Annotated in this window: 24 protein-coding genes; 18 read left to right on the forward strand and 6 right to left on the reverse strand. The window is 39.5% G+C overall.

Translation table 11 applies throughout. From position 1 onward, the window contains the following. The first annotated feature begins 103 nt into the window (after window positions 1-103). From KDU71_RS11555 to rimO, 9 genes are all read left to right on the forward strand, one after another. Window positions 104-769 carry a Crp/Fnr family transcriptional regulator gene (locus KDU71_RS11555; RefSeq protein WP_212191057.1) on the forward strand — a complete coding sequence of 222 codons (666 nt, stop codon included), beginning with the start codon at window positions 104-106 and terminating at the stop codon, window positions 767-769. Further along, window positions 769-1476: an N-formylglutamate amidohydrolase gene (locus KDU71_RS11560; protein WP_212191059.1), complete on the forward strand. Its 708-nt coding sequence runs from the start codon at window positions 769-771 to the stop codon at window positions 1474-1476. The genes KDU71_RS11555 and KDU71_RS11560 overlap by 1 nt, the downstream gene beginning before the upstream one ends. A 124-nt stretch (window positions 1477-1600) precedes the next feature. Continuing rightward, window positions 1601-2848: a M48 family metallopeptidase gene (locus tag KDU71_RS11565; protein ID WP_212191061.1), complete on the forward strand. Its 1248-nt coding sequence runs from the start codon at window positions 1601-1603 to the stop codon at window positions 2846-2848. Between the two features lie 6 nt (window positions 2849-2854). Continuing rightward, entirely contained in the window at window positions 2855-4108 is a 1254-nt protein-coding gene (locus tag KDU71_RS11570) for a competence/damage-inducible protein A (protein ID WP_212191069.1), read from the forward strand. A 157-nt stretch (window positions 4109-4265) separates the two neighbouring features. Beyond that, complete coding sequence (gene rpmB, locus KDU71_RS11575) at window positions 4266-4508, forward strand: 50S ribosomal protein L28 (RefSeq protein WP_212191071.1); 243 nt, start codon at window positions 4266-4268, stop codon at window positions 4506-4508. A gap of 12 nt (window positions 4509-4520) precedes the next feature. Next, window positions 4521-4709, forward strand: coding sequence for a 50S ribosomal protein L33 (rpmG, locus tag KDU71_RS11580; protein ID WP_200465062.1), 189 nt, complete (start codon window positions 4521-4523; stop codon window positions 4707-4709). A 12-nt stretch (window positions 4710-4721) separates the two neighbouring features. Continuing rightward, the gene (locus tag KDU71_RS11585; protein ID WP_212191073.1) at window positions 4722-4874 is read left to right on the forward strand and encodes a DUF4295 domain-containing protein; all 153 of its coding nucleotides are present in this window, start codon (window positions 4722-4724) and stop codon (window positions 4872-4874) included. A 199-nt stretch (window positions 4875-5073) separates the two neighbouring features. Further along, window positions 5074-6024, forward strand: a complete 951-nt coding sequence (ftsY, locus tag KDU71_RS11590; protein WP_212191082.1) for a signal recognition particle-docking protein FtsY — start codon at window positions 5074-5076, stop codon at window positions 6022-6024. 83 nt (window positions 6025-6107) lie between these two features. Beyond that, complete coding sequence (gene rimO, locus KDU71_RS11595; protein ID WP_212191090.1) at window positions 6108-7418, forward strand: 30S ribosomal protein S12 methylthiotransferase RimO; 1311 nt, start codon at window positions 6108-6110, stop codon at window positions 7416-7418. A 19-nt stretch (window positions 7419-7437) separates the two neighbouring features. Here rimO and KDU71_RS11600 read toward each other — a convergent pair whose 3' ends face one another. From KDU71_RS11600 to gldB, 3 genes are read right to left on the reverse strand one after another with little or no spacing between them, the layout of a single operon-like run. Continuing rightward, window positions 7438-7977: a 5-formyltetrahydrofolate cyclo-ligase gene (locus KDU71_RS11600; RefSeq protein ID WP_212191092.1), complete on the reverse strand. Its 540-nt coding sequence runs from the start codon at window positions 7975-7977 to the stop codon at window positions 7438-7440. Next, window positions 7970-8761 carry a nitrilase-related carbon-nitrogen hydrolase gene (locus KDU71_RS11605; protein ID WP_212191093.1) on the reverse strand — a complete coding sequence of 264 codons (792 nt, stop codon included), beginning with the start codon at window positions 8759-8761 and terminating at the stop codon, window positions 7970-7972. The genes KDU71_RS11600 and KDU71_RS11605 overlap by 8 nt, the downstream gene beginning before the upstream one ends. A 9-nt stretch (window positions 8762-8770) precedes the next feature. Further along, entirely contained in the window at window positions 8771-9778 is a 1008-nt protein-coding gene (gene gldB, locus KDU71_RS11610; RefSeq protein ID WP_212191094.1) for a gliding motility lipoprotein GldB, read from the reverse strand. Window positions 9779-9900: 122 nt separating this feature from the next. On the opposite strand from gldB, the gene KDU71_RS11615 reads away from it, so the two are divergent. From KDU71_RS11615 to KDU71_RS11625, 3 genes are all read left to right on the forward strand, one after another. Continuing rightward, complete coding sequence (locus tag KDU71_RS11615) at window positions 9901-10536, forward strand: porin family protein (RefSeq protein WP_244828421.1); 636 nt, start codon at window positions 9901-9903, stop codon at window positions 10534-10536. Between the two features lie 46 nt (window positions 10537-10582). Next, window positions 10583-12232 carry an NAD+ synthase gene (locus tag KDU71_RS11620; RefSeq protein WP_212191096.1) on the forward strand — a complete coding sequence of 550 codons (1650 nt, stop codon included), beginning with the start codon at window positions 10583-10585 and terminating at the stop codon, window positions 12230-12232. A gap of 98 nt (window positions 12233-12330) precedes the next feature. Continuing rightward, window positions 12331-13038 carry a Crp/Fnr family transcriptional regulator gene (locus KDU71_RS11625; protein ID WP_212191098.1) on the forward strand — a complete coding sequence of 236 codons (708 nt, stop codon included), beginning with the start codon at window positions 12331-12333 and terminating at the stop codon, window positions 13036-13038. Between the two features lie 77 nt (window positions 13039-13115). Here the strand turns inward: KDU71_RS11625 and KDU71_RS11630 are convergent, their stop codons facing one another. The 3 genes from KDU71_RS11630 to KDU71_RS11640 form a co-directional block, all read right to left on the reverse strand. Continuing rightward, window positions 13116-13283, reverse strand: coding sequence for a DUF362 domain-containing protein (locus tag KDU71_RS11630; protein ID WP_212191099.1), 168 nt, complete (start codon window positions 13281-13283; stop codon window positions 13116-13118). Window positions 13284-13459: 176 nt separating this feature from the next. Continuing rightward, window positions 13460-14644, reverse strand: a complete 1185-nt coding sequence (locus tag KDU71_RS11635; RefSeq protein WP_212191101.1) for a M20 metallopeptidase family protein — start codon at window positions 14642-14644, stop codon at window positions 13460-13462. A gap of 120 nt (window positions 14645-14764) precedes the next feature. Next, entirely contained in the window at window positions 14765-17086 is a 2322-nt protein-coding gene (locus KDU71_RS11640) for a family 20 glycosylhydrolase (protein WP_212191102.1), read from the reverse strand. 194 nt (window positions 17087-17280) lie between these two features. On the opposite strand from KDU71_RS11640, the gene KDU71_RS11645 reads away from it, so the two are divergent. From KDU71_RS11645 to lpdA, 6 genes are all read left to right on the forward strand, one after another. Further along, entirely contained in the window at window positions 17281-18201 is a 921-nt protein-coding gene (locus tag KDU71_RS11645) for a cation diffusion facilitator family transporter (RefSeq protein WP_212191104.1), read from the forward strand. A 168-nt stretch (window positions 18202-18369) separates the two neighbouring features. Continuing rightward, the gene (locus KDU71_RS11650) at window positions 18370-19455 is read left to right on the forward strand and encodes a DUF1573 domain-containing protein (RefSeq protein WP_212191106.1); all 1086 of its coding nucleotides are present in this window, start codon (window positions 18370-18372) and stop codon (window positions 19453-19455) included. 73 nt (window positions 19456-19528) lie between these two features. Beyond that, on the forward strand, window positions 19529-20641 hold the full coding sequence (gene meaB, locus KDU71_RS11655) for a methylmalonyl Co-A mutase-associated GTPase MeaB (RefSeq protein ID WP_212191107.1): 1113 nt from the start codon (window positions 19529-19531) through the stop codon (window positions 20639-20641). Window positions 20642-20775: 134 nt separating this feature from the next. Next, window positions 20776-21876 (forward strand): TlpA disulfide reductase family protein, encoded by a 1101-nt coding sequence (locus tag KDU71_RS11660; protein WP_212191109.1) that lies wholly within the window; start codon window positions 20776-20778, stop codon window positions 21874-21876. Window positions 21877-22031: 155 nt separating this feature from the next. Further along, on the forward strand, window positions 22032-23129 hold the full coding sequence (locus KDU71_RS11665; RefSeq protein WP_212191111.1) for a TlpA disulfide reductase family protein: 1098 nt from the start codon (window positions 22032-22034) through the stop codon (window positions 23127-23129). A 197-nt stretch (window positions 23130-23326) separates the two neighbouring features. Then, window positions 23327-24718 (forward strand): dihydrolipoyl dehydrogenase, encoded by a 1392-nt coding sequence (lpdA, locus tag KDU71_RS11670; protein WP_212191113.1) that lies wholly within the window; start codon window positions 23327-23329, stop codon window positions 24716-24718. The last annotated feature ends 13 nt before the right edge of the window (window positions 24719-24731 follow it).

A 24731-nucleotide genomic window follows, 5' to 3' on the forward strand; every position in this document is an offset into this window, starting at 1 on the left:
TCATTTCTACATCAGCAAAAGTAGGGTATGACACTGATCAAGGCTGTAACAAATGTTACAAAATCGAAAATAATTTATAATTTGGTACAAAATTACTTAAACTATGGAGCTGCTAACTAAATGCCCGTTATTTAAAGGTATTGATTATGAGGTGATAAGTCAATTGTTAAATCAAATACCATATCAGGTAAAAAAATATGAGAAGGACCATATGATTGCTCAAAGTGGCGAGGAGTGCCGTTCATTAATGATTGTGTTAAAAGGGAGCGTTAAGGGTGAAATGATTGATTATTCGGGCAAAGCCATTAAAATTGAGGATATAGAACCACCAAGACCGCTTGCAATCGCCTTTTTATTTGGTAAGAATAATACTTGTCCGGTGAATATTGTGGCCAATAAGTCGGTTGAGATTCTTCATATTCCCAAAAAGTCGGTTGTTTCGATGATGCAGCTTAATTCAGCTGTCCTCAACAATTTTATGAATATCATATCCAGTAAAACGCAATTCCTTTCAGACAAAATAAGGTTTCTGTCATTTCAAACGATTAGAGGGAAGATTGCGCATTATTTATTGCAGCAAGCAGGACCGGTCGATGGCGAAATACTGCTTTCTAAAAGTCAGGAGGAGTTGGCCAATATGTTTGGTGTGACTCGCCCGTCATTAGGAAGAGCTTTGCGCGAATTGCACAATGAGGGTGTGATTGAAGCAAAAGGTAAAAGTATTAAGATTGCCAATAGAGAAGCATTGATTAACCAGCTGAAGAAATAATGAATGGGATTGACAAGGTAGTTGTGCTAAGTTGCGAACATGGGGGTAATGAAATACCTTCAGCGTATGAAAAGCTGTTTGTTAATGCCAATAAGACCCTAAGTTCACATCGTGGATATGATATAGGAGCACTTGAGTTATTTTATTTGATAAAAAATGATTATGTGGTTTACAAGCAGTGTGCTACGGTTAGTCGTTTGCTTGTGGATGTAAACCGTTCGCTGCATCGTCGAACACTTTTTTCGGAATATACCAAAGGCTTGACAAAAGACGATAAAAGTGTGATAATGGATAAATACTATTATGGCTTCAGAAAGCCATTTGAGCAGCTGATAGCTATGCTATGGCAACAAAATAAAACAGTTTTACACCTCTCTGTTCACTCGTTTACGCCTTCTTTAAATGGTGAAAAGCGTCAGACTGACTTTGGTATCTTATATAATCCAGAGCGAAAACAAGAAAAACAATTTGCCCTGATTTGGAAAGCTGAGTTGAATCGCCTGCTGCCTGATTACCGTGTGAGGTTTAATTATCCGTTTCGTGGAAAGCCCGATGGCCATGTGCGTTACTATAGAGACCGGGAAGAGGAGAAATATTTGGGTATTGAGTTTGAAATGAATCAGAAATATGCCGGTAATACAAAAATGAAAGTGTTTATTGCAGAGACTTTTCAACGTGCTGTGGCTGCTTGGAGAAATTTTTTATGATTCTTTTGTATTTGCCCTCGTTATGTGCCGCTTAAGGAAGGTGATTTGGTTCAAGTTATTTCAGTCATTTTCTGCGCTATCTGCATGAGCTTTTTGCTACTTTTGTGCATCAAAATCTTTATTAATGAATTCAGAACAGATCTTTTACATCATTATTGGTATTGTTAGTACCCAATTTATTTTCGAGCAATGGCTCGATTATTTGAATCATAAACGCGTGAGTGCAGTTATTCCCAAAGAACTTGAGGGTATATATAATGAGGAGCAGTATGCAAAGCAGCAGAATTATAAAAAAGCTAATTACAGCTTTGGTCTGGTAAGCGATGTGCTTAGCTTTATTGTTATGTTGGCGATGCTATTTTTAGGTGGTTTTGCGCTTATTCATCGTTGGGTAGAGGCTCTTAGTGATAGTGTTATCATGCAATCATTGTTGTTCTTTGCCATCATTGGCCTGGGTTCGTCAATTATCAGCTTGCCATTCAGTATTTATGGCACTTTTGTTATTGAAGAGCGATTTGGTTTTAATAAAACATCACCTAAAACCTTTGTGCTTGATTTAATTAAGTCAATGTTATTGTCGGTGGTAATTGGTGGTCCATTAATGGCGCTTATTATATGGTTGTATACCATTGCGGGTGATTCTTTCTGGTTATATGCGTGGATGGTTATCAGTGGGTTTACGGTGTTTATGACCATGTTTTATACTTCTGTGATATTACCACTTTTTAATAAGCAAACTCCACTGGAAGCTGGCGAACTGCGTGAAGCAATAGAGACGTTTTCCAATAAAGCAGGTTTTAAACTGGATAATATTTTTGTGATGGATGGTTCAAAACGGAGTACTAAAGCCAATGCATTTTTTAGTGGCCTGGGCAGTCGTAAGCGCATAGTATTATACGATACGCTAATTAATGATTTGAGTACAGAAGAGATTGTAGCAGTATTAGCACATGAAGTTGGGCATTATAAATTGAAACACACATTATGGGGAACTATCATTGGTGTGTTACAAATGGGTATTATCCTCTTTGTATTTGGATTGGTGGTTGGTAATCCTTTGCTTTCGCAGGCCCTAGGCGTTACAGAGCCTAATTTCCACATGGGCTTACTGGTGTTTGGTATATTATATACGCCTGTTTCGTTTTTAACTGGCATAATAATGAGTGTGTTATCGCGCAAAAATGAATATGCTGCCGATGCTTTTGCCAATAGCTTTGGCTTGGGTAAGGCGTTGATTAATGGTTTGAAAACGATCTCGTCAAATGCTTTAAGTAATTTAACGCCACACCGCTTGTATGTCTTTTTTCACTATTCGCATCCGCCTTTGCTGCAGCGCATCAGGGCGATAAATAATTCGGAAACAGTAAAGTAAACGGGCATGAATGTTGAAATAATAACCATTGGTAATGAGCTGTTGATAGGGCAGGTGGTGGACACTAATTCGGCCTGGATGGGGCAACACTTGAATGAGGAGGGATTTGATGTTATCCGGATTACTTCGATACAAGATACGGCTGATGCCATTACTGCAGCTTTGAGTGAAGCTGTCTCACGGGTTGATGTGGTCCTGCTTACCGGCGGTTTGGGACCAACAAAAGACGATATTACTAAGGATACTCTAGCGGCTTTTTTTAACTCAAAACTGGTATTTAACCAGCATGCCTACGATAATATGATTTCATATCTTAAAGGGCGAGTTAAAGGAATCAATAAACTAAATGAAAGTCAGGCCTATGTGCCCGAATGCTGTGAAGTTATCAATAATCCGGTTGGCACAGCCCCGGTTATGTGGTTTGACGCGGATGATAAAATAGTGGTGTCAATGCCGGGTGTTCCATCGGAGATGAAGTTGGCCATGACTAAAGAAATCATACCTCGGCTTCAGGCGCGGTTTAAAACGGGACACATTATGCACAAAACCATTCAGGTATATAATATTCCTGAGGCTGTTTTGGCTGAGCAATTGGAGTCCTGGGAGGCAACTTTTCCTAATTATATGACATTGGCCTATTTACCAAGTCCTGGGAAAATACGGCTGCGTTTAACTGCTAAAACTGCCAATAATGAGCAGGCGAATAAGGACTTTGAGCGATTGACCGGTGATTTGTATCAGCTTGTTGGAGAAAATATCTACGCAGAAGAAGACAGCACCATTGAGGTGTTGCTGGGAGCCAGTTTAAAAGAGTCTTCCACAACCTTAGCTGTTGCGGAGAGCTGCACAGGTGGTAATATAGCTCACTTGATAACTAAGATAGCTGGTAGTTCGGCCTACTTTAAAGGCGGTGTAGTGGCATACGAAAATATGGTCAAGCAAAAGGTGTTAGGTGTTGAGGAGCAGACGCTGATAAGTCATGGAGCTGTAAGCCAGCAAGTAGTTGAGCAGATGGCCATAGGGGTGAAGGATTTATTGCAAAGTGATTATGCCATTGCAACATCAGGTATTGCAGGGCCCGAAGGAGGAACTGATGAGAAGCCTGTTGGAACTGTTTGGGTAGCTGTTGCTGGCGATTTTGGCGTATTGAGTGCATGCTATCAATTTGGTCGAATTCGGGAGCGAAATATTCAACGTGCCTCTGAAACGGGCATGATTATGCTTTTGCAGCAACTGAAAAAAAGATCTCCGCATGTGTAAATGCGGTGAATATTGTTGTGTAAAAGGCAATATTTGCTGAGATATGAGAAAAAATGAAAAAACATTCGAATTATTATTGCAAGTATTTGTAAAATCCGATAAAAATGCCGTATTTTGCGCTCTGTTTGAAAAATGTATCCGAAAAAACTGTTGAGCGATGTCAAGAGTATGTCAAATAACTGGTAAATCATTTATGGTGGGAAATAATGTTTCTCACTCGAAGAGAAGAACCAAGAGAAGATTCGATATCAATCTTTTCAAGAAGAAATTCTATTTACCTGAAGAAGATCGTTGGGTAAATATCAGAGTATCTGCCGCTGGTTTGCGTATGATCAACAAAGTTGGTTTGTTAGCAGCCCTTAAGCAGGCGAAAGAAAAAGGATTTATTGCTAACTATTAATAAGGAGTAGAAATGGCAAAGAAAGCAAAAGGTAATCGCGTTCAGGTGATTTTGGAGTGCACTGAGCACAAAGAAAGCGGACAACCAGGAACAAGCCGATATATTACCGTTAAGAACAGAAAAAATACTCCTGACCGCATGGAGTTGAAAAAGTATAATCCGATTTTGAAGCGTGTTACTTTACACCGCGAAATCAAATAAAACTGATTAACCATGGCAAAGAAAGCAGTAGCATCATTGCAAAAAGGTGAAGGTAAAGGTCACACCAAAGTGATTAAAATGGTAAAATCTCCAAAAACAGGAGCTTATACTTTCCGCGAAGAGATTGTACCTAATGAAATGGCTAAAGAATTCTTCAAAAAGTAATTTTTGAGAATCAACTTATAATAAAAAGCTTCCTTGTTTTCAGGGAAGCTTTTTTATTAATTAATTTTTCAGATGTGAGATAAAGATTGAAAGCGATAGGCTTGATGAAATTCTCCTTAAAATCAGGCTTTATACCTAATTCTTTTATCTTGTGTCTTACATCTTTTTTATATCTTTAAGCCCTTAAAAATTAAGATTCATGGGTTTATTCGGGAGCTTTACAAAAGCGAAGAAAGAAAGTCTGGATAAAGGACTGGCCAAAACAAAAGAAAGTGTACTTAAAAAGCTGACACGTGCCGTGGTTGGTAAAACCAGGGTAGATGATGATGTACTTGATGAATTGGAAGAAGTACTGATTACATCAGATGTGGGCGTTGACACTACCTTAAAAATTATAGAACGAATTGAAGGGCGCGTAGCGAAAGATAAATTTCTGAGTACCTCAGAACTGAATGATATACTTCGTGAAGAAATTGCACAACTTTTGGCAGAAAACCGAAGTGGTGATGTTAGTCAGTTTGAATTACCTAAAAGCGAGCATCCATATGTGATAATGGTTGTTGGGGTTAATGGTGTTGGTAAAACGACAACCATTGGTAAGCTGGCTAATAAATTCAAGCAGGCAGGTAAAAAGGTGGTGCTGGGCGCCGCTGATACATTCCGCGCGGCTGCTATTGATCAGTTAGTGGTTTGGGCCGATAGAGTAGATGTGCCGATTGTGAAACAAAGTATGGGTTCTGATCCCGCTTCTGTGGCATTTGATACACTTGAATCAGCCAAACGACAGGGTGCTGATGTGGTAATTATTGATACAGCCGGACGCCTTCATAATAAAGTGAACCTGATGAGTGAGCTGACCAAGGTGAAACGTGTGATGCAAAAAATAGTACCTGATGCGCCAAATGAAGTTTTATTGGTGCTGGACGGCTCTACCGGGCAAAATGCCTTTGAACAGGCCAAGCAATTTACTAAAGCTACCGAAGTATCAGCACTGGCCATCACTAAATTAGATGGAACGGCTAAAGGTGGTGTGGTTATTGGCGTGTCTGATCAATTCAGTATTCCGGTTAAATACATTGGTATTGGTGAAGGAATTGATGATTTGCAGGTGTTTGACCGCGATGAATTTGTTGATTCTTTATTCAAATAATAGTAGAATACACTTAAAAGCTGTTTGTGAGAGACAGCTTTTTTTGAAGGATAATTAAATATTGAAGTACTTAAAAAGATAATATGGCAGTGCCTAAAGGAAAGAAAGTAGATGTTGTAACCCTTGGTTGTTCAAAGAACCTGGTGGATAGTGAGTTTTTAATTCGCCAGTTTAAAGCCAATGGGATAGAGGTAGCGCACGATGCAGAAACCCCGGATGGAGAAGTAGCCATCATTAATACTTGTGGTTTTATTGCAGATGCCAAAGAAGAATCGATTGATACCATACTTGAATTTGCCGAGGCTAAGAAGCGGGGAGATATCAAGCAGCTTTATGTAATGGGATGTTTGTCAGAGCGCTACCCCGGGCAGCTTAAAAAGGAGTTGCCTGAAGTGGACAAATTCTATGGCAAATTCGATTGGAAAGATATTGTGAGTGAGATTGGTGCTACCTATCGACGTGATTTGATGAACGAGCGATCGTTAACAACACCGGATCATTATGCCTATCTGAAAATTTCGGAGGGCTGTAATCGCACATGCAGTTATTGTGCTATTCCCATTATTACGGGTAAGCATGTGAGCCGCCCTATGGATGATTTGTTGGAGGAAGCCAGACGTTTGCGCGATACAGGAGTGAAAGAGTTACAGGTGATAGCACAGGATCTATCTTTCTATGGCTATGACCTTTATAAGTCTTATAAATTGCCACATTTGGTTGATGAGCTGGCCAAAATTGATGGCATCGAATGGATTCGCTTACATTATGCCTATCCGGCAGGTTTTCCGCTTGATGTACTGAAGGTGATGCATGATAATCCAAAGGTGTGTAACTATCTGGATATTGCTTTGCAGCATATAAGTGATAATATGCTGGAGCTTATGCGCCGTGGTGTTCGTAAGAATCAAACCTATCGCCTGATAGAAGAGATGCGTAAGCAGGTGCCGGACATACATCTCAGAACAACATTTATAACAGGGCATCCGGGCGAAACAGAAAAAGATTTTGCTGAGATGGAACAGTTTGTCAAGGATATTCGTTTTGAGCGATTGGGAGTATTCCCTTATTCGCATGAGGATGATACCTATGCGCACAAAAAATATAAAGACGATGTGCCTGATGAAGTGAAGCAGGAGCGGGCCGATCGTATTATGGATATACAAAATGGCATTGCTAAGGAAATTAACCAGGCCAAGGTTGGTAAGACCTTAAAGGTGATTATAGACCGGGAAGAAGGGGATTATTTCATTGGCAGAACTGAATATGATTCGCCGGAAGTTGATCAGGAAGTATTGCTTCATAAAGAAGAGAACAGAGAATTACAAAAAGGTGAGTTTTATAATGTAGAAATTACCGACTCAGAAGATTACGACCTATTTGGCATCGCAAAATAAGACTAATTAAACCCGCTTTTTACAGCGGGTTTATTATTTCATCCATTTTAATATCGTGTGTTTCTATCGGAACACTTGCTACCATCTGAAAGGCAAATGCAAGGCCAATTTTTCGGGCACCGGGGATGCGCTTTAGAATACGGTCGTAGTAACCGGCTCCTCGTCCCATGCGATTATTGGCAGCATCAAATGCCACGCCCGGCACAATCACTAACTCTATTTCTTTTTCGTTACTAATAGCTTCGCCACTAGGCTCAGGGATGCCATATTTGTCGCCGGCTACTAATGATTTTTCGCCCTGATAGCGGACGATTTTTAAATCGTCACCATTGATGACCGGTAAGTAAATTTTCTTCTGAGTGTACCATTTATTTATCAGTTGCTGTGTCGGTACTTCATCGCTCATGGCCCAATATAACAAGATGGAGTTGGCAGCCTGAAAGATACTGCTTGCCTCCAGCTTTTGTTGAATAATATCGCCTTGCGCCGTTCGCTGGCTATCTGATAATTCTGCCTTTCGTTGTTTGATGATTCGTCTAAGTTCTTTTTTTTCAATCATTAGCCTCTAAATTGCCATAAACATCCGGACGTCTGTCTTTAAATACGTCATTCAGTTCGGTGATGTACTTGTTATTAGCCAAACTTAAGTCAATTTCGGCACTTAAAACTTGACTTTTATCCGTTGTTCCTCGTATAATCGTTTCGCCATTGGGATTAGCCAGTATTGATTGACCCGAAAATGTTAGGTTACCCTCTGTTCCAATTCGATTGGCTGTGGCTATATAACAGCGATTAACAAGAGCATAAGATGGTACCACACTTTGACAATAGGGTAATACCAGGTTGGATGGGTGAGCTATTAGCTGGGCGCCCTTCATCGCCAGTTTTCGCCATACTTCGGGAAACATCCAGTCGAAGCACACTAGCATGGCTATTTTTCCTAGCTCAGTATCGAAGACTGGTAATCCCAGGTTGCCAGCATTAAAAATATTTTTCTCATTCAGGAACAAGTGCAACTTGCGATAGATACCAATTACACCTTTTGGGCCTATTAATACCGAAGAATTAAACAGCTCGTGCTTGTTGCGCTCACAAAAGCCGGTTACTATGTGTGTATTCTTATGTTTTGCCAACTCGCATAAAGCCACTAAGAAAACACTTTTCTCAAGTGTTTCCGAAGCCTCAAAGGCTGCCTGGTGGTTTTGAAAATTGTAACCCGAATTTGCTAATTCAGGCAATATAAACAAATCGCTATCTGATTGTTCGATAAGGGATGATATAGACTCAATATTAGCTTTTAAATGGCCTAATTGAGGTGCCATCTGGATGATGCTTACTTTCATGATAGTTACTTAAGGACGATACCTGGATTCTCTCAATATCTCATGTGCATCCGTGTTATTCAATAAATCATTCAGGTTTGTTTCCGGATGATTCTTCATGTATGCATCAATAATTCGGTAAGCAATAAATACGGCTGCTTTACCCGGCGAATCCTGACCGAAATAATAGGTGAAAGGACTGTCACCCACATACTTTTGTATTACCATGCGCTCAGTGTTATACAGGTGTTTTTGTTCCACCATGCTGGCCCATATGTCACCCTCATGTTTGTAGCACCATTTCATTTGTTTCTTCGAATAATCAAAGAGTAAAGTATCCTGGATGGCAGGCATCATTTGCTTGACAAAATAGTTTAATTTTCCTTGCGCGATCATTCGGCTTAACACATCCTCATTTTTCATTTGCAACGAGAAATTACCCAGTGCCATTGCTTTCATAATATCAGGCACTATCTTTTCAGGCACCATTTTTCGCCTTAAATAGAACGGAATGGACAACCATTCATAGAACTGACAATCAGCTCCCAGGTACTTCTCAATACTCACAGATATCCAGGCGGAATCCATGGCAATGGATTGATTGAAATAGGAAGTGTGGAAATATACTTCGGGTATGGTTGCATTTGGAAAGTAATATTTGTAATGCCTGAAAGCCTTAGTAAGATCGCTGCTTAATTTGTCGGTATCGCCAAATTGCTTTTTGCAGGCTTCATATACATCGCGGTTATCTTCGTAGTCAAGAAAGCTTTTAATAAAATTAGGATATTCAGGATTTGATGGACTGCCAATTTTAATAATCTGCTGACTATAAGCATCCAGGTAACTGCCGTATGTTTTTGAGATAGCATCAATGGCCTCAGGTAACTCATCCTCGTTCATTTCAAACAGGTCAATAAAAAAGAGCTGAGGTTCCACGTTAACATCAATATGACTCACATCAGGCCCTTTCGAACTCAAATTACATCCGGTAGCTAAAAGTGTAATTACGCTTAGATAACACAAGAATTTCTTCATCATTAAATATCATTTATCATGTAAAAATACGAAAGCTTCTAAAATATGCAGTTAGCGTTAAAAAAAAGTGGATGAAAACCATGTTTTAACTATGTTTGTACTGATTTTTCAACCTAAATGTGTACATGATGAAGCATACATCCTTACTAATCTTATTGGCATTATTCTTAACAGCCGGATTAAAAGCTCAAGACAGCAAACGCACCCGATTGGCTTTTGTACTAAGTCCACAAATCTCGTGGTTAAATTCTGACGAAGCTTCGGTAGACGGGAATGGTAACTTATTCGGTTATAATTTTGGAGTAGTGATGGATCGCTTCTTTGATACAAATTATGCATTTTCAACGGGTTTAACCATCAATACAACAGGTGGTAAACTAAAGTATCCCGGATTGCCGGAGGTTGAACCTTTTGCAGAGGATTATACATCGACATACCGCTTGAAATATATTGAAGTGCCATTGTCGCTTAAGTTGATAACCAATGAGTTTCATCGTTCGCGTTACTATGGACAGTTTGGTTTATACACGCAATACAATATTAAAACCAATGATGGGAATGGCAATTCAATCAGTAAAGAAATTAACTTTTTTGATATGGGCTACCAGATTGGCGGTGGTATGGAGTATTCATTGGGGGGTAGCACCTACTTAATGCTTGGTCTTATATACAGCGGTGGTTTTATGGATGTAACAGATCATGTAATTGAAGACAAGGCTACTTTAAACCGTTTTACATTCCAGTTTGGAATTATTTTTTAATGCTGTAAGTTTTTATAGACAAAACTATTAGAGGACGATATTAGCGATGAAGATTGTATTAGCGCAGTTAAATTATCACATTGGCAATTTTGAGCTCAATGCAGATAAAATGATTAAAAGTATTGAACAGGCGAAAGAGGATGGTGCCGATTTAGTGGTCTTCTCCGAATTAGCTGTATGTGGATATCCGCCTTATGATTTTCTCGAGAGAAAAGAGTTTATCCAGAATTGTACCGATACAATTGAGCAGATTGCTAAAATGTGTAATGGTATCGCTGCCATAGTTGGCGGGCCCGAAATTAATCCGGAGCCACAGGGAAAGAATCTGTTTAATGCAGCGTATTTTCTAGAAGATGGCCAGGTGAAGCAAGTTGTTCGAAAAACACTGTTGCCCAACTATGATGTATTTGATGAATATCGTTATTTCCAGCCCAACATCGTATTTGACCTGATTAAGTTTAATGGGAAGAAAATAGCATTAACTATTTGTGAGGATATTTGGGATGATCAACCGGTGGCCAATGCCTTTGCCAGAGATAAGCTGTATACTTTGTCTCCAATGGACAAACTGATTCAGCAAAAGCCTGACTTTGCCATTAATATTGCCGCGTCTCCTTTTTCTTATACACAGGTAGATATTCGCCGGGATATTGTGCGTAATAAGGCACGTCAGTATAAAATTCCCTTTATTTACGTTAACCAGGTAGGAGCCAATACCGAACTGATTTTTGATGGTAACAGCATGGTGGTAAATGGCCGTGGTGACATTACGCACCAGGCAAAAGCATTTGAAGAAGATACTGTTCATATCGACATGGATGCTTTGTCAGACAAGCCAGCTATTTCTCCTAAAGTGACTAAGCCAATACAGCTGATTTATGATGCTTTGGTAGCAGGAGTGCGCGATTATTTTGCAAAAATGGGCTTTAAAAGCGCAACCTTAGGTCTGTCAGGAGGTATTGATTCAGCAGTCACAGTAGCAATAGCAGCTGAGGCTCTTGGTAAAGAAAATGTACACGTGTTGTTGTTGCCTTCGCAATATTCTTCCGACCATTCGATAAAAGATGCGGTTGATTTAGCTAATAATTTAGGTATACAATATGATATTGTGCCGATTAAGGAGATTTTCAATAGCTACAATTTCTTGATGAGTCCGATTTTTGCCGGTAAAGAGGCGGATGTGACAGAAGAGAATATACAGGCGCGTATCAGAGGTACATTGTTAATGGCACTTTCCAATAAGTTTGGACATATTCTTTTAAATACTTCCAATAAAAGTGAAGCGGCGGTGGGGTATGGCACCCTGTATGGCGATATGAATGGTGGATTATCAGTACTTGGTGATGTGTATAAAACCGATGTTTTTAAACTGGCCAGGTACATTAACAGAGACGTAGAAATCATCCCGGAAAATACCATTGTTAAGCCTCCGTCAGCAGAGTTACGTCCTGATCAGAAAGATTCAGATTCGTTGCCAGATTATGATGTGTTAGATGCCATTCTTTTCCGCTACATTGAAAAAAATCAGTCGCCGGCAGAAATAGTAAATGATGGTTTCGAGGAAGCGACAGTGAAGAAAGCAATAAGGCTGGTGAATATGAACGAGTATAAACGTTTTCAAACGCCGCCTACCTTGCGCATTTCAAGTAAAGCATTTGGTATTGGCAGACGAATACCACTAGTCGCTAAACATTAGATTATGTAAGTGCTGATTTAATTGAGCCTGTAGCTAGTTAAATCAGCTTTTTTTATAAATTTGTATGTTATATAACATAGTTTTATAACACCCTTGTGATGCCTGCTAAAAAAAACAATACCCCTGTAGAGCCCACTATTAAAGATATTCCGAAGCTTTACAATATCCTTACTGAGGAGGAGAAAGAATACCTGCTCGATAATCATACCACCATTCACTATAAAAAAAATGACATTATATATCAGGAGGGCGAGAAGCCTACCGGTTTATTATGTCTTGGTGAAGGGAAGGTTAAGATATTTAAAGAAGGGGTGAGTCGACGTGATCAGATTATCAGGATGGCCACAGCACCTGATTTTATTGGTTACAGAGCCCTATTTGCCGAAGAAATGCATATTGCCAGTTCTGAGGTGATAGAACCCAGTACTATATTTCATGTACCTAAAAAGGTTATATATAACCTCATGAAGACCAATCCGGCACTTTCAATGGCGTTTATTAAATCCTTTGCCAGTGAGTTGGGTTTTGCCCGCTACCGAACGGTTACATTAACACAAAAACATATTCGCGGGCGTTTGGCCGAGAGCCTTTGTGTATTGAAGGATATTTATGGCTTTGAAGAAGACCAACAGACCCTGGCGGTATACCTTTCGCGGGAGGATTTAGCCAACTTCTCAAATATGACTACGTCCAATGCGATTCGTACCTTAAGCTCATTTGTTAATGAGAAGGTGTTGGCTGTAAATGGCCGCGTTATTAAAATACTGGATTCAGATACCCTTCACCGGATTTCGCGCCTAGGATAGAGCTAAAAACGATTATATCAGATACAAAAAAAGCCCCATTAAAATGGGGCTTAGTTATTTTTTCGCTTCTGCATAGCTTATGCAGGGTGAATAGCCTCAGTTGGGCAAACATCTGCACAAGTACCACAGTCAGTACAAGCTTCAGCGTCAATTTTATAGATATCTCCTTCCGAGATAGCTTCTACTGGACATTCGTCAACACAAGTACCACAAGCAATGCAGTCTTCATTAATTACGTAAGCCATTTTTTTTTCTTTATTGGTTATTATTACAGAAACAAAATTATTGGCTTTTTTAATTAAAAAAAAGAATTCCTATCCAAAGTGCTTTATTTTTAAACGATATAAATAAGGCTTAAAGGTCTTTTATTATTCAAAGTGTTGCTAGTTAAGTTCTTTCAAAGTGTTTAGACCTTTTCTAATTAATTTTCACTCATAAAACGATAGCCCAGATATGCCATTAAACCAGCTGCCGTTTCCAACGAATCCTCGTTTAGATTGAACTGTGGCGTGTGCAGGCTGCCCGTTTCTCCATTATTCTGTGCTACACCAAATCGATAAAAGGAGCACGGATATTTTTGAGAATAATAGCCGAAATCTTCAGCTGTCATTCGAATATCCATGATCTCTGTGGCTTCTTGTCCTAAATAATCTTTGGAAAATGCGATGGCCTGATCAGTTACATGTTCATTGTTATGTACCACCGGGTAGCCATCTTTAATGTCGATGTCACATTCGGCTCCCATAGACTTGGCAATGCCAGTTGCTATTTCGTGTATTTTCCCTTTAATAATGGCTCTCCATTCTTCATTCATTGTTCGCAGGGTACCTGCTATTTCAACTTTTTCAGGGATAATATTGGTAGCACCATTGGCTATGACTTTACCAAATGAGAGCACCGTGGGTATTTGTGCAGGCACTATACGGCTCACAATCTGCTGCAGAGATACGATGATATGAGAAGCAATCAGCACATTATCGGTTAAGGCATGTGGCATAGCTGCATGTCCGCCTTTACCTTTGACAGTGATATAAACTTCATCGCCCGACGCCATGTACATGCCGCTTTTAAAACCTGCATGTCCGGTTTTCATGTTAGGTAGCACATGTTGGCCCAATATAATTTCCGGCTCATGGCCATCAAAACAACCTTCTTCCATCATCAACTTGGCCCCACCAGGAAACACCTCTTCAGCGGGCTGAAACAGCAGTAATATGGTGCCTTCCCATTCATCCTTAAGTTGATTTAAGACCATGGCAGCACCCAACATGGCGGCTGTATGCGCGTCATGGCCACAGGCATGCATTATGCCCTCGTTTCTTGATGCAAACTCTAGCTGACTGGCTTCTGCGATTGGTAAAGCATCCATGTCGGCTCTTAAGGCAATGGTTCTTTTTTCGGGATGTTTGCCTTTCAGGTATCCGATAATACCCGTTTTAACAAACCCGGCTTTAAAAGGGATTCCAAGCTCTGCCAGCTTGTTCTGGATGTAGGCCGAGGTTTGATGTTCTTCAAAGGATAGCTCAGGATGCTCATGAAGATGCCTTCTAATAGCGATTATTTCATTGAGGTATTGTTGTGTGAGTGCTTTTATTCGAGCTTGCATTGACCTTGGTTTTTATGTAATGAAAGATTACGTGTTAATATTTTAAACTTTCGTTACAAAGATAACACAAGTCGGCACAATGCCTTGATGGTAATGGATATTTCGGCCCGTTCTCTATTTTTAGTAATAGAAATCTTTAGGCTTAAGTGCCTGGATGGTATTATCTGGCCACTTTACGTTCAAACGGCATTGGCTATATCCGGTCGTTTGAAAATAGAGAATTGTTATTGGGTAGAGTCCTTTTTTTAGGGCAATGGCTCCCTTCTCAGCTTTACTGCCATGAATACCGTCGTTGTTGACCACCAATTCCTTACCAATATATAAGGCACTACCATCATCGGAATGAAGCTCAAACTCATAAATACCTTTCTCACTCGATTCAAAATAGCCTTTTAATATCAGGCCGAAGCTTTCGCGGTATACCGAGTCAGGTATAAATGAATCAGTAACTATTAACTGATTATCAATATTGGTATTTCTTATTTCCTTGACAGTTTTAAACCGACCTTTATAAACTGCACAACTTAAACCGTTATTGCTTGCTTTTAGCTTGGTTGGTTTTTGATATTGCAGCTGGTTAAGGTTAAAAATTTCTGTTTTGCTCTGTTGTCCAGTTCGTTTATCAATAGTTATGGCTTTAATGGTGCCTGAAGAGTTTACTGGAATTGCCTGTGTGTATTCCTTCGAATTGGCATTTGGTTCTGAACCATCGGTGGTGTAGCGGATTGTGTAGTTATCAGAAATTTCCTGTAGCCTTAGTGTTGTTGGATGGGTGAAATGAAGCTGTTCGTTACTTGATATAGGCTTTGGGACTTCGTAGAAGAAGTTAACATTGCGATGTGACAGACGTTCCAGATGTGTTTCTAGTTTACGGCGAAATTCAGGCCAGTTCTTTTGTTGCTGCTCACTCCAGGCCACTTCGGCAAACGCACACAGGCGGGGATACAACATAAACTCAAATTTTTCTTCATCTGGCATATATTCGGTCCAGCAATTAGCTTGAACGCCTATGAAATTCTGCTGTTCATTGCTATCAATGCCTGCAGGTAATGGCTGATAGTGATAAACATCTGATAACGGCGTATAGCCACCTATTGCCAATGGGTGGTCCTGCGGCGAAGCCTGATAATGATCAAAGTACAAGTAATTGGCTGATGACTTAATAAAATTGTTATTGTTTTTAATAGCTTGTTTAATGTCGATATCATCTTGCCACATCACAATAGTAGCGTCGGTCAATGATGGGTCGGTCATGATTTCATTCCACCCAACCATTTGTTTACCGAGTTTTTTTACAATGCTTTGAACACGTTTAATAAAATAGTTTTCTAAAGCATTCTCATCTTTAAGTTCGTTAGCTTTCATTCGGGCCTGGCAGTGCTTGCAGTTGCGCCATCTGATTTTGCTGCATTCATCACCACCTATATGTATATATTGGCCGGGGAATAAGTCTGCTACTTCTGTTAAAATATCTTCTATTATTGCATAGCTTGATTCTTTTCCCGGGCATATGACATCCTCAAAAACACCCCACCTGGTGGCAACCTCATAAGGCCCACCAATACAACCTAATTGCGGATAGGCTGCTAAGGCTGCCAAAGAATGCCCTGGTAATTCAATTTCTGGTATAACGGTGATATGTCGCTCTTTGGCATATTCAACAATTGCCTTAACATCATCTTGTGTGTAATAACCGCCATACGGTTTGTTATCGTATTGGAAAGGAGGATTGGCACCATGGCCTATGAGCGTCATTGCTCTTCGGCTGCCAACATCTGTTAGTTTTGGGTATTTCTTAATTTCTAAACGCCACCCTTGATCATCTGTAAGGTGCCAGTGAAAGGTATTGATTTTATACGATGCCAGAATATCCAGTTGCTTTTTAATGAATTCCACCGGGAAATAATGGCGCGCAACATCTATATTTAATCCACGATAGGCGAATTGAGGATAGTCAATGATATGCAGGCAAGGAATGGTCCAGTTGACATTATCAGTAATCAACTTGCTTTCTATTGAAGGTGGTAATAACTGCTTAACTGTCTGTATAGCATAAAATAAACCTTTATCGGATGAAGCATTAATATGAATATAATTTGGCTCAATTTTTATTTCATAACCTTCGGTATTATCATTTAATTGTTTACTCAGTTGAAATAAAATATAATTGTCAGTAGGAGTCTGATCACTTAGTTCGAGTTCTATTCCTGAACTTACCGCTAATTGATTTTTAAACCTAATGATTGACCTTGTAATAATCTTATCTAGTCCTTTATAGACTAATCGCGTTTGAGCGTTTATCTGAAATTCACCCTCTTCATAAGTAATACTGTTTGGTTGAGGGATTATATTAACAGGTTGAATGACATCTTCAGAGGCCATGCGGCAACCTGGTAATGCAGTTAGTATTAAGGTAAATAGGATAAGTATAGCAATGCGCATATCGAAATCAGGATTTTATACTATTGACTGGTGGTTTCGAAAATAAACCAAACAAAAATAATTGAATTTATTTCATAAGCTAGAAAAAGCGTATTGAAACGTATTAAAACAGCTTGCAAGTCAAAATTGTTAACAAGTCTATTATGCTAATGAATCTGTTAACTTTGTAATTAACCATTTAAAAACCATAAATAATGGGAGAGCATCATCATCATGATTCAAAGGGTAAAAGCCTTATAATTACAATTGCTTTAAATGTAGCTATTACAGTAGTGCAGCTCATTGGCGCACTGGTAAGTCATAGTTTATCATTACTAACAGACGCATTGCACAACTTTTCAGATGTAATGGCATTAGTGATAAGTTACATCGCCAACAAATTAAGTTTACGTGACTATTCGCCGGAAAAGTCATATGGGTATAAACGTGCTGAAATCATGGCGGCTTTTATCAATGCAGCCACTCTTCTAGTTATCTCTGGTTATTTGATATATGAAGCGATTGAGCGCCTTATTACACCAGCAGAAACAACAGTAAATGGTGAATTAGTTGCATGGTTGGCCGGATTTAGCATTGTGGCTAATGGATTAAGTGTGCTATTAGTTAAAAAGCACTCAGAAAACAACATGAACATGCGGTCTGCCTATTTGCATCTGTTTTCTGATATGCTTTCGTCTATAGCTGTTCTTGCTGGCGGTATACTGATGTATTACTTTCAACTGACCTGGATAGATGCGCTTTTATCTATTGTGATTGCAATTTATTTGATTCTAGCCAGTTGGAAATTGCTGGTAAAAACCATGCGCGTTTTGATGCAGTTTACACCCCCATCAATAAACATAGAAGAAATGTCGAAAGGGGTTAGTAAACTAGAAGGTATTGTAAATATGCACCATGTGCATGTATGGCAACTGAATGATTCTGAGTTACATTTGGAAGCTCATTTGGATTTATCAGAAGATGTAACGGTTAGTCAGTCAAATTTACTGATAATTAAAGTTAGGGAGTATATTCAATCAAGTTTTGGTATACAGCATTGTACCTTTCAGGCGGAGTATAAAGTGGGTGATGATAAAAGTTTGATAGTTAACGAAAGAAAAAATGCAGAGTATTAAAGGCTTGTTAAAATGTACTATTTCTCACCAAAACAATATAATTATTTATAGATTTGTGTGACTTTCGCGGGAGTGAAGCAGTGGATTGTAACACCGCTGTTGCTTTTGCGTATCAAATGAAGGTATATCAAATACAACTTTGTAATCTAATAAAAACTCAAACTAAAGATGAAGAAGTTAATCGTATTAACAGTGCTAATAAGCACATGCTTGTTCTCAGGAAATGCACAACACTCAAAACCAAATCTCGCCTTTGATAAAGTTATACATGACTTTGGAGAAGTTAAAGAAGATGGCGGTACCAAAACGTATGAATTCAAATTTAAAAACACTGGCGGGCAGCCATTAGTAATTCATAATGTAAAAGCCTCTTGTGGATGTACAACGCCGCAATGGACCAGGCAACCAATACCGCCAGGAGGTGAGGGCTTTGTAAAGGCTATTTTTGATCCGCGTAATCGTCCGGGTAATTTTAATAAGACTATAACAGTAACATCTAATGCCCAGAATGCAACAATAGTATTGCGTATCAATGGTAAGGTGTTGCCTCGCGAAATGACTGTTGAGGATATATACCCGCGTAATATGCAGGAAATCCGTTTGGAAACATCGCATCTGGCTTTCACCAAAATGACCCCTGAACAGGTAAAAGATGAAAGCATCAAAATTATCAGTACTTCGGATAAACCGGTTAAAATTGGTTTTCTGAATGTGCCGCCGCACATAAAGATCAAGTGTATCCCCGAGGTGGTGGAACCAGGTAAAGCAGCAGTCATTACAGCGTCATATGACGCCAAAACCAAGAATGACTGGGGCTTTGTTACTGATAATATTTTTATCATTTTTAATGATGTTCGTAACTATAGTAATCGACTGACAGTAAGTGCGTCTATTGAAGAAGACTTTTCTGCCTGGGATGCTGAAAAGATGCAAAATGCACCTGTTGCTACATTTGCTGAGAAAAACTGGAATTTCGGTGAAATTAAACAAGGCGATGTGGTGAAACACGAGTTTGAAGTCAAGAATACAGGTAAAAGTGAGTTAATCATCAGAAAGGTAAAAGCTTCATGTGGTTGTACGGCTATTAAACCGGTTAAAACAATTCTTGCTCCTGGCGAAACGACTATGATTGCCGCTGAATTTAATTCAAGGGGTAAAAACGGACGACAAACAAAAACTGTTCGCATTGTATCAAATGATCCTAAAAATACTTCAATTACCTTATTGATTACAGGTAATGTAACAATGGAATAAACAATATTTGAACCTAAAGAATGGAGAGTTAGCAGTGTTTAACTCTCCTTTTCTTTATTATATAATTATTTGAATGACGACTAAGGACGACCATCATCATATAGAAAACGACCCCTCTTACAAAGGTTTGAAAGTGAATAAAGGTGTGGAAGATGCTCCATCAATTAACCCCAATGCCAGCAAACGCATTATTAAGCGTAAGCGGCAGTTGTCGGTGGATGAGTATGTTAAAGGTATTCTGGAAGGAAATATTACCATATTAAGCAGGGCAGTTACAATGGTTGAGAGCTCATTGCCAGACCATCAACAAGTAGCGCAGCAGATTATTGAACGTTGTTTGCCATATGCCGGTAAAAGCATTCGACTGGGCATTACTGGAGTGCCTGGTGCCGGAAAAAGTACGTTTATCGAATCGATGGGAATGCACATTATACGTAATGGCGGGAAGTTAGCTGTGCTGGCAATTGATCCGTCCAGCGAGCGTTCAAAGGGCAGTATATTGGGCGATAAAACGCGTATGGAAAAGTTATCGGGTGAAGAAAATGCCTATATCCGTCCATCACCTTCGGCAGGTTCGTTGGGAGGTGTTGCCCGCAAGACGCGTGAAACAATCATTTTATGTGAAGCAGCCGGTTTTGATACCATTTTTATCGAAACGGTTGGCGTAGGACAGTCAGAAACAGCGGTTCATTCAATGGTTGATTTCTTCTTACTACTAATGCTGGCAGGTGCCGGTGATGAACTTCAGGGTATCAAACGAGGAATAATGGAAATGGCCGATGCGATTACCATTAATAAAGCTGATGGACAAAATGTTGAGCGAGCCAAATTAGCGCAAGCCGAATACCGGAGTGCTCTGCATTTGTTTCCACCAACCAAGTCGGGCTGGACGCCAGAAGTTAAAACCTGCTCGTCGTTATACCACAAAGACGTGGATAAGATCTGGGATATGGTGTTGGAGTATGTTGCTCTTACTCGGAAGAACGGCTATTTTAATTCAAATCGTCGCTCACAGGCCAAATATTGGATGTATGAAAGTATAAACGAGCAATTGAGAAATAATTTTTACCATCATCCGTTAATTAAGCAGGCATTACTAACCAATGAAGAACAGGTGCTTAATGATGAGAAAAGCTCCTTTATGGCTGCTAAAGATTTATTAGATACATACTTTGAGCGAAAATAAGCCTGTTAGTTGTGTTTGATAAGCGAATAAATGCGCATGAATCGGCTATGAATTTCAGTGGTTGATGAATAAATGCTTTCTTTGCACTGCTATACATTGTGATGATATAAGACACGAAATTAAATTGAATATATATGAAAAATGTTTTGTTAGCAATCTTTGGTGTTGCGTTGCTGGTTGGTTGCCAGCCAAAATCGTATGAAGTAACCGGAACACTCGAAGGTGCTACATCAGAAAGAGTTATTCTTAAGAAGCTAAGAAAAGGTCAACCTGTTGATGTGGATACAGTTGAGATGGTAAATGGGGTGTTTACTTTCACCGGAAGTGTGGAAGCACCCGAATTGTATTTTGCTGTTATCGATGGAAAGCAGCAGCCAGCAGTTTTCTTTGTTTCTAACAGTAAAATTTCAATCACTGGTAACGTTGATAAATTAGCGGACATTGAGGTGACAGGATCTGAGATGACTGATTTATTTATGCAGTTTAATGATGAAGTGCCAGGGCATGAGCGCACACAGCAGCTGCAGCAAGAATATCAGATGGCATACATGAGTCAGGATCAGGATAAGATAAAGATTCTGCAAGAAGAGATGGAGTCAATTCTGGAAGATCAGCGTGCTTACTTTAAGAACTTTGTTGATGAAAACACTAATAATGCATGCGGCTTGTTTATTGCTGCGCAAATGGCTCCTTCATTAGACCTGGAAGAGTTACGTGAGTTAATTGCTAAGTTTGAACCGGCTATGGCTGGTCATATTTATTTGACAGAAGTGAAAGAACTGTTGGAGCCATTAGAAGAGTTTGAAAAAGCTCAGGCTGCCACTGCTGAAGGTGCTGTTGCTCCCGATTTTACATTAAAAAGCGATAAAGGCGAAGAGGTATCTCTAAGCGATTTTAGAGGTAAATATGTTTTGGTTGATTTTTGGGCCAGCTGGTGTAAGCCTTGTCGCATGGAGAATCCTAACGTGGTAAAAGCTTACAATGACTATAACAGCAAAGGATTTGATGTAGTAAGTGTATCTGTTGACAGAGACTTGGAAGCATGGAAAAAAGCCATTGAAGAAGATGGTTTAACTTGGACTCAAGTTAATGCAGATGAGGCATCAGGTGTTGCTGAGATTTATGGTATTCAAAGTATTCCCAGCACATTCCTGCTCGATAAAGAAGGAAAAATTATCGCTAAGAACCTAAGAGGGGAGGCTTTAGAAGCTAAATTGGCTGAATTAATGAACTAATATACCCTAGAAAAGTATACCTAAGCCACCTCTATTAGAGGTGGCTTTTTATTTGGCATATTTTGATATGTACTATCTCACAATTATATTTGTTCAACTTATAAAAACAACCCTGCCCTTTGTTTTAAAATTTGAAGGGCATAAACATTCATCAAATGAAAAATCTATTATTTGTTGCGGTTACTGTAATTGCTGTTTTAGCATCGTGTCAGCCGCAAGCTCCTGCATTTAAATTAAGCGGTAAAATTGACGGTGCTGCCGATAAGGTGGTAACCATCAGTGTGTATGACAAGGATGGTGTTAATGTAAAAGATACATTGACTATTACTGACGGTGTAGTAAACTACTCAACAGAATTGACCGAGCCCGTTTTTGTAATGGTTGGTGAAGCAGGTACACGTAATACCGTTAACTTTTTTGCAGAAAATGTTGACTATACCATTAATGGCTCTCTGGATGCTATAAAAGACGCTGAAGTAACTGGTGGTGCTGTATTTAATGTGTACAAGTCGGTTAGCGACATGTCAGCAGAAATAAATGCCAAAAGTGATGAACTGAAAAAAGCATATGGCGAAGCTGGACAAGCTGGTGATACAGCTAAGCAGCGTGTCATTTATGAAGAGTATCAGGCTAACCAGGAGAAATTTGAGACTGCACAACTTGATGTGGTTAAGGCTAATCCTGCGTCACCTGCTTCTGCCTTTATTATTTCTAATGTTTACGGTTACGGTGCTATTGAAGAAATGAAAGAAGGTTTGGCAATGCTGGATGCATCTTTGGCTAACTCAACTTATTACATTTCATTGAGTGAAAAAATTGCTAAGCTGGAAGCCGTTGCGGTTGGTAAAATGGCACCGGACTTTACAATGAACGATCCTGAAGGCAATCCTGTTTCGTTATCTTCATTCAAAGGTAAATATCTGTTGGTTGACTTCTGGGCTAGCTGGTGTGGACCTTGTCGTCGTGAGAATCCTCATGTGGTAGAACTTTATGCCGAATTTAAGGATAAAGGATTTGACATCTTAGGTGTATCATTAGATCAAAAAGAAGATGCATGGTTAAAAGCCATTGAAGATGATAAGTTAACCTGGAATCATGTTTCTGACCTGAAAGGGTGGGGGAATGAGGCTGCTAAATTATATGCCGTATCAGGTATTCCTCACACGGTATTACTGGATAAAGATGGTAAAATCATTGCTAAAAACTTAAGAGGCGATGAATTACGCGCTAAAGTAGCCGAACTATTGAACTAATATAATTTGTTAATAATAAATAACTAAGGAGGCTGCTAAGCCTCCTTTTTTGTTATAATACTTGATATTTGTCGTTTTATTTCAAACTCTCTGACTCTAATTTTGTTTAAGTAATTGATGTGTCATTTTGAAGACATTGGTTTTTTTATACATTTGCTATTTGAAATTTGTCTAAATAAGAATAAAACAAAATAAAAATGAATTACGATTTATTAGTTATAGGTAGTGGTCCGGGTGGATACGTTGCAGCAATCAGAGCATCACAATTAGGTTTAAAAGTAGCTGTTGTTGAGCGCTCAGAGTTGGGTGGAATTTGTCTTAACTGGGGCTGTATTCCTACCAAATCCCTATTAAAAAGTGCCAATGTATTTGAGTACCTGAAGCATGCTGAAGAATATGGGGTTACGATCAGTGGTGAGGCCAATGCTGATTTTGAAGCAATGGTTAAGCGTAGCCGTGGTGTGGCCGATGGCATGAGTAAAGGAATTCAGTATTTATTCAAGAAGAATAAAATTGAAGTGATTCAGGGTACCGGGAAATTAAAGGGGAATAAGCAGGTGGAAGTAACAAATGATGCCGGTGAAAAGTCAATTTACACAGCCGAGCATATTTTATTGGCTACAGGAGCACGTAGCCGTCAGTTACCAAATCTTCCCCAGGATGGTGAAAAGGTGATTGGTTACCGCAAAGCACTTACTCTGGATAAGCAGCCAGAGTCAATGATTGTAGTTGGTTCAGGTGCTATTGGTAGCGAGTTTGCCTATTTCTACAATGCAATTGGTACAAAAGTAACATTGGTTGAATACATGCCAAATATTGTTCCGGTTGAAGACGAAGAAGTATCTAAGCAGTTAGGACGTTCGTTCAAAAAGGCTGGTATTAAAGTGATGACTGGTGCAGAAGTAACTCAGGTGGATACTTCGGGCGATAAGGTGAAAGTGGTGATTAAAACTAAGAAAGGTGAAGAAAACCATGAAGCAGATATCGTATTGTCTGCTGTTGGTATCTCACCAAACCTCGAAAATCTTGGACTTGAAGAAGTAGGTGTACAGGTAGAGAATGGTCGTGTAAAAGTAGATGAGTTCTACCAAACAACAGTTCCAGGTGTTTATGCCATCGGTGATATTGTTCCCGGGCAGGCTTTAGCTCACGTAGCTTCGGCCGAAGGCATTATTTGTGTTGAGAAAATTGCAGGTCATTCACCAGAACCTTTGGATTATGGTAATATTCCTGGTTGTACATATACATCTCCTGAAGTAGCATCGGTAGGAATGACAGAGAAAGCTGCCAAAGAAGCCGGGTATGAGCTTAAAGTGGGTAAATTCCCCTTCTCGGCATCGGGCAAGGCAAGTGCGGCAGGTCACAAAGATGGCTTTGTAAAACTAATTTTTGATGCTAAATATGGTGAGTTGCTGGGCGCACACCTGATTGGTGCTAATGTAACTGAGATGATTGCCGAACTAGTTACAGCTCGCAAACTGGAAACTACGGGACATGAAATCATTAAAGCGGTGCATCCACACCCAACCATGTCCGAAGCAGTGATGGAAGCTGCAGCTGCCGCTTATGACGAAGTGATACATATTTAATATCAGCTAAACA

This window comes from Carboxylicivirga sediminis, from assembly GCF_018156225.1.
GTDB lineage: Bacteria > Bacteroidota > Bacteroidia > Bacteroidales > Marinilabiliaceae > Carboxylicivirga > Carboxylicivirga sediminis.